This window comes from Mesorhizobium delmotii, from assembly GCF_900149755.1.
Taxonomy (GTDB): domain Bacteria; phylum Pseudomonadota; class Alphaproteobacteria; order Rhizobiales; family Rhizobiaceae; genus Mesorhizobium; species Mesorhizobium delmotii.
In genome coordinates this window covers 303651-321911 of sequence record NZ_FUIG01000103.1, presented here as the reverse complement: position 1 = coordinate 321911, position 18261 = coordinate 303651, and the positions used below count along the sequence as shown (strand labels likewise).

At 65.2% G+C, this 18261-nt stretch carries 5 protein-coding genes; 3 read left to right on the top strand and 2 right to left on the bottom strand.

The annotated features are described in order from the left end of the window. Positions 1–15: 15 nt before the first annotated feature. Both pbpC and BQ8482_RS37135 read right to left on the bottom strand, forming a co-directional pair. Positions 16–2106: a penicillin-binding protein 1C gene (gene pbpC / locus BQ8482_RS37140; RefSeq protein ID WP_123152022.1), complete on the bottom strand. Its 2091-nt coding sequence runs from the start codon at positions 2104–2106 to the stop codon at positions 16–18. Between the two features lie 297 nt (positions 2107–2403). Next, on the bottom strand, positions 2404–7884 hold the full coding sequence (locus BQ8482_RS37135; protein ID WP_123152021.1) for an alpha-2-macroglobulin family protein: 5481 nt from the start codon (positions 7882–7884) through the stop codon (positions 2404–2406). A gap of 287 nt (positions 7885–8171) precedes the next feature. On the opposite strand from BQ8482_RS37135, the gene BQ8482_RS37130 reads away from it, so the two are divergent. From BQ8482_RS37130 to BQ8482_RS37120, 3 genes are all read left to right on the top strand, one after another. Further along, entirely contained in the window at positions 8172–10100 is a 1929-nt protein-coding gene (locus BQ8482_RS37130) for an autotransporter assembly complex protein TamA (protein ID WP_123152020.1), read from the top strand. Beyond that, complete coding sequence (locus BQ8482_RS37125; RefSeq protein WP_123152019.1) at positions 10100–16150, top strand: translocation/assembly module TamB domain-containing protein; 6051 nt, start codon at positions 10100–10102, stop codon at positions 16148–16150. Before BQ8482_RS37130 ends, BQ8482_RS37125 begins: the two co-directional genes overlap by 1 nt. 371 nt (positions 16151–16521) lie before the next feature. After that, on the top strand, positions 16522–18174 hold the full coding sequence (locus BQ8482_RS37120; protein WP_123152018.1) for an ABC transporter substrate-binding protein: 1653 nt from the start codon (positions 16522–16524) through the stop codon (positions 18172–18174). The last annotated feature ends 87 nt before the right edge of the window (positions 18175–18261 follow it).

Genomic DNA, 18261 nt, shown 5'->3' with positions numbered 1-18261 from the left:
ATCGCTTGGCGCATTCTATTCAACGAACACTTTCACGCTGGCCGCGCGCCCGGCCGCGTCGATCACGGTCAGGGTCGAATAGCCGGCGCCGTCCGGCTGCCAGGTCGCGGTGCGCCGCCGGTCGATGCCGACCAGCGGCTTGCCATTGGCCAGCCAGCGGAACGGGGCGCGGCCGCCTTGCAGCTTCAGCACAAGCGGCGTGGCGTCGGCGGCAGTGGTGCCGAGATCGACGCGGGCGCCGTCGGGCGGAAAAATGATCGTCGGCGCGGGCTCGGTCGACGTCGCCTGGACCAACCCGTCGGCGCCAGAACCGAAGCGCGCCAATGTCACCGGCAGTTCGTCGCGCCTGGGTCTGACGACGCCGGCCGGCTGGCTTGGCAGCGGCACGGTAGCTAGGCCGGAGCGGACAAAGCCCTCGAACAGGATCGGTGCGGCCGAGACATAGCCGGACAGGCCAGGCACCGCGCCGGCATCAGGACGGCCGACCCAAACGCCCAGCACGTAGCGCCCGTCGAAGCCGACCGACCAGGCATCACGGTAGCCGTAGGAGGTGCCGGTCTTGTAGGCGATGCCGCGCCGGGCGGCACCCTCGGGCGGCTTGACGCCCGACAATATGTCGGTGATCTGCCAGTTCGCCTGATCGTCGAGGATGGAAGCGGTGGAGCGTTCGGCATTCGCCGGCTCGGTGCCGTCATGCAGCGTGTGCGCCTTGCCGCCATTGGCAAGCCCGGCATAGAGCTGGACGAGGTCGCGCAGCGTCACGCCGACGCCGCCAAGGCCGATGGCGAGATTCGGCGCCTTGTTGATGGGCAATATCGGCGCGACGCCGACTTGGCGGAAGCGCGCGAGCAGCCGCGCCGGCCCGACCGCGTCGAGCACACTGATCGCCGGCACGTTGAGCGACAGTTGCAGCGCCTGCCGAATGCTGACGTCGCCCTGGTAGTCCATGTCGAAATTCTTCGGCCGGTAGCCGGAAAAATCGGTCGGCCTGTCGTCGATCAGTGTTTCCTGCGCGACCAATCCCTGTTCGAAGGCGAGCCCGTAGATGAACGGTTTCAGCGTCGAACCGGGCGAGCGGACGATCCTGGTCATGTCGATCCAGCCGGAGCGGCTGGCGTCGAAATAGTTGGCAGAGCCGACTTCGCCGAGGATCTCACCGGTGCGGGCGTCGGCCAGCACCATGGCGACGGAGAGGCGGGGGCCAAGCCTGATTGCGGCATCCCTGGCCACCTGTTCCAGCCCTTCTTGGACGCTCTTGCGGATCGTCAGTCGCAGCTTCTGGCCAGGAACGGCCCTGGGCAGCATCGCATTGGAGGCATGGGCGGCGAGCGCCGGCAGCGTGCGGCGGATGGCGGAAACATCGTCGAGCGCGGCGCGTGCGGCCTCGCGCTCGCCGAGTAGGCCTGACGAAACCATCCGCATCAGCACCCGGTCGCGGGCGGCGTGGGCGATTGAAAGGTTGCGGTCGGGCCGGCGCTTTTCCGGCAATTGCGGCAGCGCGACGAGCAGGGCCGCCTCCGAGACCGTCAGCCGCTTCGGCTCCTTGCCGAAATAGGCGAGCGAGGCGGCGCGCACACCTTCGAGATTGCCGCCATAGGGGGCCAGCGTCAAATAGCGTTCGAGGATCTCGCGCTTGGTGAGCCGCCGCTCGACCTGTAGGGCGCGCAGCATCTGCTTGACCTTCGAGCCAAGGCTGCGGCTGTCGCGCGGTTCGGTCAGCCGGGCGAGCTGCATCGACAGTGTCGAGCCGCCGGAGACGATACGGCCATTGGCCACGAACTGGCCGGCGGCGCGGGCCAGCGCCAGCATGTCGACGCCTTCATGGTCCCAGAAGCGCTTGTCCTCATAAGTCACCAGCATGTCGACGAACTGTTTGTCGACCTGATCGAGGCGAGTGGCGAGCCGCCAATATCCGTCCGGCGTGGCGAAGGCCCGCAACAGCTGGCCGTCGCGGTCCTGCACTTCGGTCGACACAGTTAGTTCGGCCGGCAGCGGCGGCGGAAAGGCGCGGTCGAGCTGCCAGAGGGTGGCAGCGAATAGGGCGAGGAAGCCGGCGAGGGAGGCGGCGGCGATGGCCGAGCGGCGCAAAATTTTTCGGGATAGCACGGCGCCGCCCTTCTTCCTTCTCCCCTTGTGGGAGAAGGTGGATTGGCGCGCAGCGCCAAGACGGTTGAGGGGTGCTGGCCAGAGCGCTATTGGTGCCAAGCTGGAACACCCCTCATCCGACCTCGCGGAGCCTGTCCTCGGGCTTGCCGGAGGCAAGACCCGTGGGCGAGGCCACCTTCTCCCACAAGGGGAGGAGGGAGAGCCGGCCGCGACCTCGGCTCCCTTTCTGCATCGCTGAAGATTGGCAAAATCCTTTGCGAAGGCGCCATTGCCATGTTCCTGTTCGCCATCTTTGCCTTACGGCGCCTTGACCTCCATCATGCCGGTCGCGGTGCGGGCCGAATATTGCGGCCGGTACATGTCCTCGACCGTTGCCGCCGGATGGGCATAGGTGCCCGGCGTCACCGCACGCACGACATAGGCGAGCGTGATGTTGCGGTCGCCGTCGCCATCATTCGGATTGAAGGCCGCGACGAAACGGTCGTCGCGGAATTCGAGATGGGCGGCGTCGGTCTGGGCCAGCCAGGCGAAGTTCGACAACTGGGCGCTGGAAACCAGGCCCGGATTGTCGATCTCGAAGCCGGCCGGCAGCAGATCGGTGATCACCAGACGCGACGGCCATTTGTTCTGCTCGTAGACCTTGAGCACGACGACATAGCGTTCGTTCTGGGTCGCCTCCGTGACATTGGCTTCGGTGCCGTCGAGCTTGTAGTAGGTGCGGCCGATGGTGAAGCCGTTGCCGCTGGCCGGCAGCGGCTGGATCGGCGAGGCCACCGTGGTGACGACCGCCTGCAGCGGGTTGCTGCCGGTGTTGGCGACGGTCAGTGGACTGTCGGCAAGGTCGCTGCCGGCGATCTGGTCCGAATAGGCGCCGGCATGCGGCGCGCCGTTGATGGTCAGCGCGATCGAATCGTTGCCGGCCTTCAGTGCGCGGGCCGCCAGCAGCATCCAGGACTCGTCCTGCGTGCTGGTCCATCTGACGGCGGCGCGTTCCTGCGTCACCCGCTTGATCAGCGCCGGCACGATCGTCGGTACCGGCTTCGATTCGGCGGCGAGCGCCAGCATCGCCGCGCCGTCACGCAGCGGCGAGCCATAGTCGGACCTGTAGTAGTCGTATGCGGAGGTCGACTGGGCCAGTTGCAGGGCGGCCTGGAAGGCGGCTTCCGAGCGCTGCGTGTCGCCGTAGAGCGCCAGGCCCGCCGCCAATTGGGCGACGGCCATCGGGCTGGAAAAGGCTTCGAGCTGTGTGTCGGCATAGTAGCGCAGATCGCCGATCGAGGCCTTCTTGTTGCGGGCCAGCACATAGAGCGCATAGGCGATCTCACTGCCGCGATCCTTGACGTCCTGGTCGTAGCCGATCGCGTTTTGCAGATTGCTCAGCGCCTGGTTCATCGCCTGGGCCGGCACGTCGTATTTCTGCTCGCGCGCCCGGGTCAGGAAGTCGGTGACATAGGCGTCGAGCCACAGGTCGCCGGAGCCTGGACCCCACAGGCCGAAGCTGCCGGCCGACGCCTGGTAGCTCAGCACCTTGTAGATGGCGTCCTGGATGCGGCCGTGCAGGTCGACGTCGCTGGCCATGCCGACGCCCGACGCCATCTCGTTGACATAGAGAAGCGGCATGGCGCGGCTGGTGGTCTGCTCGGCGCAGCCATAGGGGTAGCGGTCGAGCGTCATCAGCAGCGACGGCACGTCGAAGGCCGCCGCCTGCGAAACGCCGACGCTGACCGAAGCGCCGTCGAGCAGGCTTGCCGCCAGGAGCTCCTTGTCGACGCGCAGCGACCCGCCATTGCCCTTGAGGTCGACCACCATGCGGGTTGTCACCGGCAATTGCGCCGGGCGCACCGGCACATAGAGCGTCTGCTCGATAGCGGTGCCGTCGGCATGGGCGAGCTTGATGGTGATCGAGGCGTCACCCGGCGTTTTAGCGATCAGCGGCACGGTCAGCGTCTGCCGCTTGCCCTTGGCGAGCGTCAGCTTTTCGGGCAGGGCGGCACTGCCGGTCGAAAGATTGCCGGTGGTGTTTATCGACAGTGCATAGTCGCCCTCCGGACCGTCGGTGTCGGTGACATCGAGCCGCATGACGGCCGAATCGTCGGGCGCCAGGAAGCGCGGCAAGCCGGCGGTGATCACCACCGGATCGCGCACGATCACGTCGGACTGGGCATGGCCGACCCCGTCCTCCGTCCAGGCGACGGCCATGACGCGCACGGTGCCGTTGAACTGCGGGATGTCGAAGTCGATCCGCGCCTTCCCGTCGGCATCGAGCTGGACCGGACCGGAGAAGAAGGCGACCAGCTTTTCGGTCGGCGGGTTGCCTTGCGATTGTATGTTGGCGCCGTCGCCGCCGGTGCGCAGCTTGCCTGACGTGCCCAGCGAGCCGTCGATCAGGCGGCCGTAGAGGTCGCGTACTTCAAGGCCGAGCATGCGCTGGCCGAAGAACCAGGTCTCCGGATCCGGCACCTTGTAATTGGTCAGATTGAGAATGCCGAGATCGACGGCCGCGACCATGACATAGGCGTTGGCGCCCGGCTGCACGCCAGCCACGGAGACCGGGATCGACAGTTGCTGGCGTGGCATGGTCTTGTCCGGCGGCGTCAAGGTGACGGCGAGCTTCTTCGAGCCCGGATCGACCTTCAGCCATTTGACGCCTATGGCGCGCGCCGGCATGCGGGTTTCCTGCGCATCGCCCGGCCTGAACAGCGTTGCCGTGACATAGGCGCCGGCGCCCCAGTCGTCGCCGACCGGGATGTCGATGGTGCTACCGCCGGCCGGCACGCTGGCTGTGACGGTCTTCAAGAGTTTGTCGGCGCCGATGGTGACGAGCAGCTCGCCGGCAAAATGCGGCGACACTTTGAGCTTGGCCACTTCGCCCGCCGCGTAGTTGTCCTTGTCGAGGGCGATTTCCAGGCCGTCAGGCGTTTCGGTTGTGGTGGAGCTGACATACCAGCCGGCGTCGAATTCGTAGCTGGTCGCCGGGCCTTCCGGGTCCGAGGTCTCGATTTCGAGCCGATAGCGGCCCCAGTCGACCGGCAGCGAGACGGTGGCCTCGCCGTTAGCGGTCAGGTCGACCTGGCCGTTGGCCACCGACTTGGTGAAAGTGACCGGCTCATAATTCCAGGAATTGCTCGAGCGGTACCATTGGTAATTGCGTTCGACCTTGACCAGCGACCATTGCGCGCCCTGCAACGCCTCGCGCTGGCCGTCGGGGTCAACGGCAATCAGGCTGAACTTCGCCGTGCCGCCTTGCGGCACCTCGTCACCGTCGAAATCCGGGCGGATGCCGATCATGTGGCCTTGTGGCCGGATGCCGATGTTGAGGGAGCGCTCGACGGCGCGGCCGCCGGTCTCGCGCATCCTGACCGTAACCTTGGCATCGACCAGTTTGGTGGTCGAGGGCAACTGGTCGACGGAAACTGGGAAGGTTGCCTTGCCGTCTTCACCGACCACCGGCAGGCCGGTGAACGGCGTGACTGACGGTTCCGCCGACTGCTCGTCGGCGAGGCCGAAGGAATAGCCCTTGAAGCGGTCCCAGTCGCGGATGGTCGACAGCGTCAGTTCGCCTTCGAGCGCCAGCCCCGCGGCCGGCGCGCCATAAAGGAAGCGGCCGTCGACGGTGACGTTGGCAGTTTCGCCCTGCGCGATCTCCTGCTTGTCTGAGGACAGGTCGAACTCGATGCGATCCGGCACGAAATCCTCGACCAGGAACATCTGGCTAGCGACCGCCGCCTGCTTGGGGTCGGTGTGGATCGCTACCGTCCAGGTGCCGCGCATGGCGTTGGGTTCGAGCGGCAGGTCGACGGCATGGCCGCCGGCCGACACGCCATCGCTGACGATGCGGCGGTTCTCGACGCCGTCGGGACGGGTGAAGATGAAGGTCAGCGGCAGGTTCTCGACCGCCTTGGCGGCGCCATCGCGGGCAAGCGCCGCGACATGGACGTCCTCGCCGGCGCGGTAGATGCCGCGTTCGGTCCAGGCATAGACGTCGAGCGCGCCCGGCGCCGGACGCCCGGTGACGCCACGATCGGAAAGATCGAAGCCGGCGCGGCCCATGTCGAGGAAGACGAAGTCGCTGTCACCCTGCTTGGCTGTCAGCACGGCTGGGACCATGCCGCCGTCGCCGCGCGTCAGTCCAGGGTTGAAGACGGCGCGGCCTTCCGCGTCCGTGGTTGCGGTGCCGAGGATTTCATTGTTCCTGGCCAGCAGCGTCAGTTCAGCACCTGATATCGGCTTGGCGGTTCCGAGCGAACGGGCAAAGACGTTCAGCCCATCCTGCCCGGTATAGGTCGACAGGCCGATATCGGAGACGACGAACCATTGCGTGGCGCGCGAATCATAGTCGTTGTCATTCTCATCGACCGGTTGCGCGGTCAGCACATAGACGCCGGGCTCGCGCTGCGGCAGCGCTTCGTCGACCGGGAAGGAGGTGGTGACTTCCTTGTTCAGGTCGTTGGCGATGTCGAGCTGGCCTTGCCAGACCGGCTCGCCCATCTGATCGGAAATGTTGGAGATGTCGTAGCCGTCAAGCTGGCGCAGGAACTGATAGCCGGACAGAAGCTGGGTCAGCGAGCGGTCGCCGATGCGGTAGAGCTTCATTTCGGCGACGTTCATGTTGACGGTGACGACCGGGATGCCGCGGCGCGCGCCGGCAGGCAGCACGAAGCTGTCGCCGGTGAAACGGGCGGACGGGGCGCGGTCCTGCACATAGATCGACAGCACCACCGGGGTGGTGATCACCTCGCCGATGGCGGCCGGCAGGCCGGGGCGGAAGGTCACGTCGTAATGCTGGCCGTGCTCGAGCCCCTCGACGCAGATCTGCTTGTCCTTGGCCTCGACGCCCTTGGGGGCGGCGTTGTCGACGGTGACGAATTGCGAGTAGTCGACACCGGTCTTGACCAGGTCCTCGGAAAACTGCGCGCAGATGCGCGGCGCGCTGGTGTCGGCATCGACCGTGTGATCGACGACGCGGAAGCCCTTGCGGGCCTTGAGATCCTGATAGGCGGCCGAGACCCAAGGCGAACTGACCAGCGCGAGGCTCGCTTCGTAGGCCTGCAGGGCCGGCCGGGGGAGGTCGCGGCGGTCGAGCCCGTCGCCAAGCAGTGCCAGCGCTTCGGAGCGCGTTTTTGTGGTGCGCAGCAATTTGTAGGCGTTGAAGCCGGCGGAGGTGGCGTTCGCCGGCAGGGTGGACGCCTCCGCGCTGTTGGCGGTCGGCTGCACGGCGAGCGTTTCCCGCGCTAGTTCGAGCCAAAGCTGGCCATCTTCGGGCAATACCGAAACCAAAGCCTCGTATTTGTGGATGGCCAAGCGGTGGTCGCCGGTCTGCGACGCTTGTTTTGCAGCCTCCCGCAGCGCCGTCAGCCCTTCGGTGGGCTTGGTGTAGGCCGGGCCCGTGAGCCTGTTGCGGTATTGCTGGGCCTGGTCGGCCATCCAGGCGGGGAAGAAGGCGAGGTCCGGCGGCGCGCCGATATCGGGGTCGCCTTCGACGTTGACGACCTTGCCGGCGACGGCGCCGTTGAAAGGTTTCAGCGTGTTATAGTCCGATTTGAGAAAACACCATTTCGCCTTGGGGTTATAGGTAAAGGCGCGGCAGGCGGGATCGCCGAGACATGTCGCCTTGCACTGGTCGAGGCTGACATTCTGGTCGGATCTGAGATCGAAACCGAAATAATCGGAATTGTCTGACGTCACCACCCGGCGCGCTTCGGCCGCTTGCGCGACACTGCTCCAGGCGAAAAAGAGAAGGAAAAAGATCGACAGACCACGAGCCGCGCGCATTGCCATAACACCCTCCAGACACTGCTTACGTTACGTCTACGTTTCGTCCAGACATGTTCAAGCTCAGTCACGCTTGTCAACACGAGGACGCGGCAGGTTCCGCCTGCCAACGGTTTCCTTTCCGGCCGATGACCGGTAGTACCTCCATAGGACAGGGATCACGCATTCTTGCGGCGACGCAGAAGGTGTGAATTCCAAGCCCTGTCCATTTCAGACAATTGGATTGTGGCTCCTTTACGAGCAATTCAGAACTTCATTCCAATTTTAGCTTTGGCAGCTAGTGTAGAGTTGTAATGTCGGCGTATGAAAGGCAGATGTCGGGAGGAACCGCGCCACGGCGTGTGCTTTCGCACGCCCTGCTTTTCGCCTTGCTGTGCTCGACTGCATTGGTTGCCGCGAGCGGAAATGCCGCCGCTTTCGAGATCTTCGGCATCAAGCTGTGGGGATCGTCAGAGGATGAAGACGCCGACATCGTCGATCCGCTGCGCTATACGGTGATCATCGAGGCGCCCGACGCCGACGACGACCTCGCCGAGAAGCTCGAAAACGCCTCGGCGCTGAAGGACGACGAAGAACGTCCAGTCTCTGGTTCGCTCGGCCTGCTGGCCAAGGCGCGTGGCGACCGCGATCAGCTTGTCGCCGCACTTTACGCGGACGCCCGCTATGAGGGCGTCGTCACCATCACCATCGAAGGCAGGCCGCTCGACGATTTGCCGCCCGACGCCGAATTTTCGGGTCCGCAGCCGATCCCGGTGGTGATCAACATTGCGACCGGGCCGAAATTCACGCTTGGCGACATCAGGCTGGAGGGCGATGCGGCGGGGCTGGCGGGCGCCGATTTCGGCCTGATCGCCGGCGGCGATGCCGGTTCCGGTGCCGTGCTCAAGGCCGAGGCGTCGATCGTGCGGGCGCTCAAAGAGGAAGGCAGGCCGCTGGCCAAGGTGACGGACCGCGAGATCGTCGCCGACCACGCCACCTCGACGCTCGACGTAGCGCTGACCGTGGCGGCCGGGCCGGTTGCCGGCTACGGCGACACCACGGTCGAGGGCACCGAAAAGGTCGACCGCGATTTCACCGAATATATGACCGGCCTGAAGCGAGGCCGCCAATATTCGCCGGAAGAGATCGACGAAGCGCGCGACCGTCTGCTCGGGCTGGAAGTCTTCAACAGCGTGACGCTGAAGGAGGCCGACGGTCTCGACGCCGACGGCAACATCCCGATCGGCGTCGAAGTGAGCGAGCGCAAGCCGCGCTATTTCGGCCTTGGCGGCACCTTCTCCAACACCGAGGGGCTCGGCCTCGAAGGCTATTGGGGCCACCGCAACCTGTTCGGCCGTGCCGAAAAGCTGCGCATCGAGGGCGCAATCAGCGGTATCGGCAGCAATGAGCTGACCGAGCTCAACTACAATGCCGGCATCATGTTCGAAAAGCCGGGCGTCGTCGGGCCGGCGTCGAAATTCTTCGCCGGCGTCAACACCGTATTAGAGCATCCCGACGCCTACGACCATTTCTCGGTCAAGGGCAACACTGGCCTGTCTTATGAACTCGACAGGCAGCAGACGATTTCCGCGGAAGTCGCGCTCGACTATTCGAAGATCACCGACTCTTTCGGCAAGCACACCTATCTGATCGCCAGCGTTCCGCTGCGATATGTCTTCGACAATCGCGACAGCCGGCTGAACCCGACGACCGGATTCAGGGCGCTGGCCTATGCCGAGCCGAGCTACGACATTTTGAACGGCGCGGCCTTCGTCAAGCTGAGAGGCGAAGGATCGGCATATCAGTCGCTCGATGCGGCCTCGAAGTTCGTCTTGGCCGAACGCGTCGCCATCGGCTCGATCATCGGTGCCGGCCTTCAGGATGTTCCGGCCGACCGGCGCTTCTATTCCGGCGGCGGCGGCTCGGTGCGCGGTTATGCCTATCAGGGCATCGGTCCGAAGGACGCCGACGGAGAGCCGATCGGCGGGCTATCCTTCTTCGAGACCTCGGTCGAGATGCGCATTGCCATCACCGACACGATCGGCGTCGTGCCGTTCGTCGATGCCGGCACGGTCTCGACCAAGCAGTTCCCGGATTTTTCCGACACTCAGGTCGGCGCCGGCGTCGGCCTGCGCTATATTACCCCGTTCGGACCGCTGCGCATCGATGCGGCGGTGCCGCTCAACCGGGGTCCCGATGACCCGCATTTCGGCATCTATGCCGGCATCGGCCAGGCGTTCTGATGACAATGTTCAAGCGCGTCCTTCGCATTGTCCTTTACACGCTGCTCATCGTGGTGGCGGCGGTGGTCGGTGCGCTCGTCGTGCTGACCAAGACCGAGCGCGGCCGCGACAATCTCGCCGGCATCATCTCGACCGTGGCGTCGACCGATGACCGAAAGGTCACGGTCAGCGGCATCGACGGCATCTGGTCCGGCGCGCTGACTGTCGATCATGTGGTGCTGGAGGATCGCCAGGGCGCCTGGCTGGTGGCGCGCAAGGTGGCCGTCGACTGGTCGCCGCTGGCGCTTCTGTCGAAAAACTTCAGCGCCGGCCGCATCGCCGCCGATCGCATCGAGCTGGCGCGGCTGCCGGTGGCCGGCACGCAGCCGAGCCAAGGTGGCGCCACCACGCTGCCGGTGTCGCTCGACATCAAGCAGGTCGATCTGCCAGAAATAGCGCTCGGGCAGGCCCTGGCCGGCAGCGGTATCGCAGAGCTCGCGGCCAAGGGTTCGTTCAAGGCCGACGCGGCGCCATTGGCGCTAGAAACCAGCCTCAACATCACCCGCCACGACGGCAAGCAAGGCAAGGTCGACGCCAACATCCATTTCGCGCCCGCCGACAACAAGCTCGACCTCGATCTGAAGGCATCCGAGCCGGCCGGCGGCATCATCGCCAATCTGCTCAATTTGCCGGATGCGCCGCCAGTCAACATCGTCGTCACCGGCACCGGGCCGGTCGCCAACTGGAGCGGCATCGGTACCTTCGTCGTCGACGGCCAGATCGCCACCCAGCTCACCGGCCGTCATCAGCTCACCGACAAGGGCAACTATGTCGAGGCCAAGGGCGACGGCGACTTCCAGCGCTTCATCCCCGACAATCTGAAGTCCTTGTTTGCCGGCAAGACCAGCTTCGACCTTGCCGGAACCGCGATCGTCGCGGGCGGCGTCGAAGTCGAGCGCGCCAGCATCGACAGCGATGCCGTGCATGGTACGGCGGCGGGCATCATCGACCCCAATGGCGCCAGCGACCTTTCGGTGGAGCTCGCCGCCAAGGGCCCACCAATCGTGCTCAGCCTCGGCACCGCGGCGCAGCCGGTGACGGTCGCGATTACCGGCGCCACGGCCCGCGCGTTCGGCGGCGGCAAGGCGCCGATAGTCGACATCGGCGCGTCCCTAGTTTCGGTGGTGGCGGGCGGCACGCGGGTGGACGATCTGGCGGCCGAAATCCATTCCGACGGCTTCGACATCCAGGACCGCAGCGGACCGGTCACCATCAAGCTTATAGCCGGCGGCCTAAACACCGACGTGGCGACGCTGGCGCCGCTGGTGACCGGCAGGGTGACCGCGGACCTCGCCGGATCGGTCAGCAAGGACGAGATCGTCGTCGATCAAGGCACGCTGCGCAGCGATGCGCTCAATGCCTCGGTGACGTCCAAGGTGACGCTGGCCGATCTGGCGATGACGCTCAAGATGAATGCCGATGCCGTCTCGACTGCGCTGCCGCCGCAGATCCGCCCGGTTCTCGGTGAGCGTGTGACATTCTCGGCGACCGCGACCCGCGACCCGCAAGGCTTGTTTGCCGCCAACGCGCTGCAACTCACTTCGGGCTCGCTCAGCGCCAGCGGCACCGCCAGCGCGACGGGCACCGACATACAGGCCGACATCAGGGGCACGCTCGGCGACGTTTCGGTGCTGTCGCCGATGGTTGGCGTACCGGTCGGCGGGGCCGTCGATTTCGCGCTGACGGCGAGCGGCGCGCGCACGGCGCCGGATTTCTCCCTCTCGGCCGACAGCGACAGCCTGACGGCGTCGGGCCGTACGGTCAAGACGATCAAGCTGGCGGCCACCGGCAAGGCCGACATTGCCAATCCCGCCGCCGATGTCTCACTGACCGGGTCCGTCGACGACCAGCCGCTCGATCTCAGGGTATCGTTGGTCACGCGTGACGGAAAGCGTTCCCTCAACGGGCTTAGCCTGTCGCTGGCCGACAACAAGATCTCGGGCGACCTTGCTCTCGACGATAGATTCCTGCCGCTCGGCACGCTGACACTCGAAGCGGCCGATATCGGGCCGCTGGCCGCATTTACCGGGCAGACGGCGGCAGGCGACGTGCAGGGCAGCATCCGCCTTTCGGGTGATGGTGGCGCGCCGACGGTCGCGATCGATCTGACGAGCGGGTCTATTTCGCGCGGCGATCTGGCTGCAAAGACCATCGCCGTTAACGCGCTGATCGCCAACTATCTCGCCGCACCGGTGATCTCCGGCACGATCAAGGCTGATACGGTCACATCGGGGGGCACCGTGATCAGCGGCATCGGTGTCGATTTGAAGCGCGACGGCGACTGGACCGGGTTTTCCGGCGGCGCCACCGTCGCCGGCATTCCGGCCATGGTCGAAGGCAGGGTGAAGATCGCGGACGGCACGACAAGTGTCGAGATCGCTTCCGGCGAAGCGACCATTCGTGGCATCAAGGCGGCGATCGTGCAGCCGTCGACCCTGAGCATCGCCAATGGCACGGCCAGCATCGAAAAGCTGCTGCTCGATGTCGGCGGCGGATCGGTGACCGTGTCCGGCACCGCCGGCCCGACGCTCGACCTCGCGGCGGAGTTTTCCGCACTGCCGGCCGCCCTTGCCAATGATTTTTCACCCGGCCTCATCGCCGCGGGTACGCTCGGTGGAACGGCGCAAGTGACCGGACCGTCGGCAGCCCCCGACATTCGTTTCAGTGCGCAGCTCAGCGGCGCCGAGACCAGCCAGACCCGCCAGGCGGGGCTCGGGCCGCTCACCTTCGATGCGGCAGGCAGTTTCTCGTCCGCCGGCGGCATTGCCATCGACCACGCGACGCTTGCCGGTGACAAAATTTCCGGCAAGGCCGCCGGCACCATCAACCCGAACGGCCCCAGCGATTTTGCGCTCGACCTGGCTTCGACCGGCCCGAGCCTGCCGCTGGCGCTTGGCAGCACCGAGAAGCCGATCAATCTAGAGTTGCAGGCGCTGTCGGTGGAGGTCGCGGGGCAGGGCATGCAATCGACGCTGAATATCTCCGCGACACTGCCGTCGGTCGCCACCAACCTCGCCAAGGCCGAAGGCATCGCGCTTGCGCTCCATTCCGACGCCTTCGATCTGAAGGGCCGGACAGGGCCGATCTCCGGCACGGTGACGGCGGACAAGATCGGCCTGGACAATCCGACCATCGCGCCGCTGCTCGCCGGCAGGATCACAGCCAAGGTCGCCGGCAGCCTCGCGACTGACACCATCGTCATCGACAGCGGCTCGGTGACAAGCGAGGCACTGGACAGCGGCTTTAATGGAAGGGTCTCGCTGGCCGATGGCGCCATCGATCTCAACCTCAGGGCGGATGCGGCTTCCGCAGCGCTGCCGGCGGCAGCGCGCGGTGTGCTCGCCGAGCGGACAGAACTCAGCGCGGCACTGAAGCGCGACGCCAATGGCAATGTCACCGCCAACGCCATCAGGCTGGTATCAGGTGCATTCACCGCCGACGGGCAGGCCAGCCTTGCCGACAACCAACTCGCCGCCGACATCAAGGGCGCGCTGGCCGACATCTCGCTTCTGTCCGGGGATGCCAAGGGCGCCATAACGTTCGCGCTGAACGCGCAGGGCGCCGGGACCGCGCCCGACCTGTCGCTGACGGTCAGCAGCGACCGGCTCTCGGTGGCCGAACGCGAGATCACCGGGCTGAGGCTCACCGCCACCGGCAAGGCCGATGCCGCCAACCCTGCGGCCAATGTCCAACTGACCGGAAATGTCGCGGGCCAGCCCCTGGAAGGTCGTGCCGTGCTGGCGACGTCCGACGGCAAGCGCGCCATCAACGGGCTTTTGCTGTCACTCGGCAAGAACCGGGTATCAGGCGACCTGGCACTTGATGATGCCTTCGTGCCTGATGGCACCGTGGCGCTCGACCTGCCTGATATCGGACCGCTCGCCGCGCTTGCGCTGGAAAAGGCGGAAGGCGACGTGCGTGGCACGATCGTCTTCTCGAAGACCGGCAATGCGCCTGAGGTCACCATCAAGGCTTCGACGGCTTCGATTTCACGCGGCGATGTTTCGGCAAGGACGGTCACCATCGATGCATCGATCGCCAACTATCTCGCGGCACCGGTGATCTCCGGAAAGATCCGTGCCGACAGCGTCACCTCCGGCGGCACCGTCATTCGCGGCATCGATGTCGATCTCAAGCGTGACGGCGACTGGACAGGCTTTTCCGGCGGCGCCACCGTCAAGGACATTCCGGCCAGGGCCGCCGGCCGCGTCAGGATCGCCAACGGCACGACGACGGTCGAGCTCACCTCCGGCCAGGCGACCATGCGCGGCATCAAAGCGGCGATCGCGCAGGCCTCGACCATCACCATCGCCAACGGCACCACCAGCCTGGATCGGCTCGCGCTCAACCTCGGCGGCGGCACGGCGACGGTTTCGGGCAAGGTCGGGGAGGCGCTCAATCTCGACGCGACGCTGGCGCGGGTGCCGATGTCGCTCGCCAACAGTTTCTCGCCGGGCCTCGATGCCGCCGGCTCGATCTCGGGCACGGTGAAGGTGACGGGCGCGCCGGCCAATCCGGCCGTCGCCTTCAAGATCGACGCCGCAGGCGTCCAGACGTCGCAGACCCGCGGTGCCGGTTTCGGCGGCATGAGTGTTTCGTCCTCCGGTACGTATTCAGGCAACAGACTGGCCTTCGACGCCAACATGAGCGATGCCGCCGGTCTCGGCCTCAAGGGCGGCGGCACGGTGGCGACATCAGGCACGCCCACCCTTGATCTCGACTTTTCCGGCAAGGTGCCGTTCGCCTTCCTCACCCGGACACTCGCCGCGCAAGGCCTGTCGTTGAGCGGCACGGCCGACGTCGATTTGAAGGTGCGCGGCCCGGCGACGTCGCCGGTGATCACAGGCACGGTCCGCACGTCGGGTGCCCGCCTGATCGATGCACGCTCGGGACTTGCGATCAACGATATCACCGCCGATGTCGCGATCGGCGGCGGCGTCGCCAGGATCAACCGCCTGACCGGCAATTTGTCGACGCGCGGCAGCCTGTCGGCCAGCGGCACGGTCGGCATCAACCCGGCGCAAGGTTTTCCGGCCGACCTGTCGGTCAAGCTCGTCGACGGCCGCTATACCGACGGCAGGGTGGTCACGGCCAATCTCGGCGGCGACCTCACCATCAAGGGACCGCTCGCGTCGGCGCCGGTGATTTCGGGCACGATCAACCTGGCCAAGACCGTGATCACCGTTCCCGAAAAGCTGCCGGGTTCGCTAGCGGCGCTCGACGTCAAGCATAGGAACGCACCGGCCGCCGTGCGCGCGCAGGACAAGGCGTTGCGCCCGGCGACTGCGAGCGGCAGCGGCGGTGGCGGCGGCCTCAATCTCGATGTCACGGTCAACGCGCCGAGCCAGATTTTCATCCAGGGCAGGGGTGTCGATGCCGAGCTTGGCGGTTCGCTGCGGCTGACCGGCCCGGCATCGTCGCCGCAAGCGGTCGGCACCTTTGACTTGCAGCGCGGGCGGCTGACGATCCTCGCCAAACGGCTGACCTTCACCGAAGGCACCGTCGGCTTTTCAGGCTCACTGGTGCCTTATCTCAACCTCACAGCGACATCGACGACGAGCAGCGCCACCGTCACCATCGTGGTATCGGGCGAGGCGACCAATCCGAAATTCAACTTCTCGTCGGTGCCGGCGCTGCCGGAAGACGAGGTCCTGGCGCAGTTGATTTTCGGCCGCTCGATGTCGAACCTGTCGCCGCTGCAGATCGCCCAGCTTGCCGAAGCCGCCGCGCAGCTGGCCGGCGTCGGCGGCTCGACCTCGCTGCTCCAGAACCTGCGCAGCGCGATCGGCGTCGACGATCTCGACGTCATCACCGACGAGGAGGGCGGCACCGCGGTCTCCGCGGGCAAATATCTCAACGACCGCACCTATGTGACGATCCAGAAGGGCGACAAGCCGGGTTCGGGCAAGGCGGCGATCGATCTCGACGTCGGGCGCGGCGTCAAATTGCGCGGCGAGGCCACCGACGCCGGCGAAGCCAAGGGCGGCGTTTTCTACGAGCGCGAGTACTAAAGCCGGCCGACGCGCTGTTTTGACACCCTATCCAGGATCGGCTGGCGCTGTGCAAAGCTTGGCGCATGACGCAGAAAATCGGAATCGATTCTCGGTTAGGGATTATGCGCAAAATCAAAGTGCTACAGCGTCCTTTGCGCCCCCGCAGGACGCGCGGCGCTGTCGTGAATGTCTCAGTTTGATCGATGCTGGAGATTCGAACGGAATCTGCCGGGCAATAGCAATTTTGCGCCAAGACTGTCGCTATCACGCGAACCGCTTCCCTTCCAAAGTTGCACATTCCTTGGCATGTTCCCAACCCGTGCCGTTTTTGACATCATGGCCCGGATGCGGAATGGTAAAAGGCAGAAAGCCAACAATGGGAGTTCGTGATGACAATCTACAAGAGTAATGGCGATCGCGTTCCGGATCACATCCATGCAATGGCCGAAGAAGCCAGGGCCGGACGTGTCGATCGCCGCGAGTTTCTCGCTTTGGCCAGCGTCTTCGGCGCGTCCACGGCGATGGCCTATGGTATGCTCGGCCTCGCCGACCCGACGCCGGCGAGAGCGCAGGACGTACAGGGCAAGAAGGGCGGCATATTGAAGGTCGCTATGTGGATCAAGGATGCGAAGGATCCGCGCAAGGCCGACTGGTCGGAAATCGCCAATGCCGAGCGCCAGGCACTCGAGCCGTTGGTCAAGTACACAACCGAATACACGTTCCGCCCCTACCTGCTCGAGAGCTGGGACGTCAACGACGATGCCACCGAGTACACGCTGCATGTGCGCAAGGGCGTCACCTGGAATAACGGCGATCCGTTCACCGCGGACGACGTCATCTTCAACTTCAAGCGTTGGGCCGACAAGAAGGCCGAAGGCAATTCCATGCCCGGCCGTCTCGGCTCGCTGGTCAAGGACGACAAGCTGGATGAGAGCGCAGTGACCAAGGTCGACGATTTGACGGTGAAGCTGAAGCTCAGCACGCCGGATATCGCCCTCATCCCCAACGTCTGCGACTATCCCGGTCTCGTCGTCCACAAGACCTTCGACGAAAAGGGCGGCGATTTCAAAGCCTGCCCGATCGGCACCGGTCCGTTCGAACTCGTCTCCTACGACGTCGGCCAGAAAGTCGTCTACAAGCGCCGCGAAGACAACAAGTGGTGGGACGGCGAGGTCTTTCTCGACGGCATCGAGTTCATCGACTACGGCACTGATCCGGCAGCCACGGTCAGCGCCTTCGAATCCGGAGAGGTCCATACCAATTTCGAGACGTCGGCCGATTATGTGTCGATCCTCGACGGTGTCGACCTGGTCAAGTACGAGGTGGTCACCGCAGCGACCATCGTCTGCCGGACCAACGTGGCCAACAAGCCTTATGACGACCAGAAGGTTCGCAATGCGCTGCAGCTCGCAGTCGACAACGCTGTCGTGCTCCAGCTGGGCGGTGGCAATGCCGGCACCGTCGCCGAAAACCACCATGTCTCGCCGATCCATCCGGAATATTACGAGCTGGCGAAGATTGCTCGCGATCCGGCTAAAGCAAAGGCGCTGATGGAGGAAGCCGGCCAGGCCGATTTCGAGCACGAGCTGATCACGGTCGACGAAGACTGGCACAAGAATACCGGCGATGCGATCGCCGCGCAGATGCGCGACGCCGGCATCAAGGTAAAGCGCACGGTGCTGCCGGGTTCGACGTTCTGGAACGACTGGACGAAGTATCCGCTGTCGATGACCAACTGGAACATGCGGCCGCTCGGCGTCCAGGTTCTGGCGATCGGCTACCGCACCGGAGAAGCCTGGAACGAAACCGCCTGGTCGAATCCCGAATGGGATGCCAAGCTCAACGCCGCGCTTTCGGTCGCCGACGCCGCCAAGCGCAAGGAGATGATGAAGGACATCGAGCAGATCCTACAGGATTCCGGCATCATCATCCAGCCCTACTGGCGCAAGCTCTACAGTCACTCGGTGGCTGCCGTTAAGAACTACGCCATGCACCCGACCTTCGAGCGCGACTACGGCAAGGTCTGGCTCGACGAGGCCTGATCGATCGAAGCCAACTGGGAGGGAGGCGTTCTTCCCTCCCTCCTGTTCGAACATGATCCGCAAAATGTGGGTCAGCGCAAAAGGTGG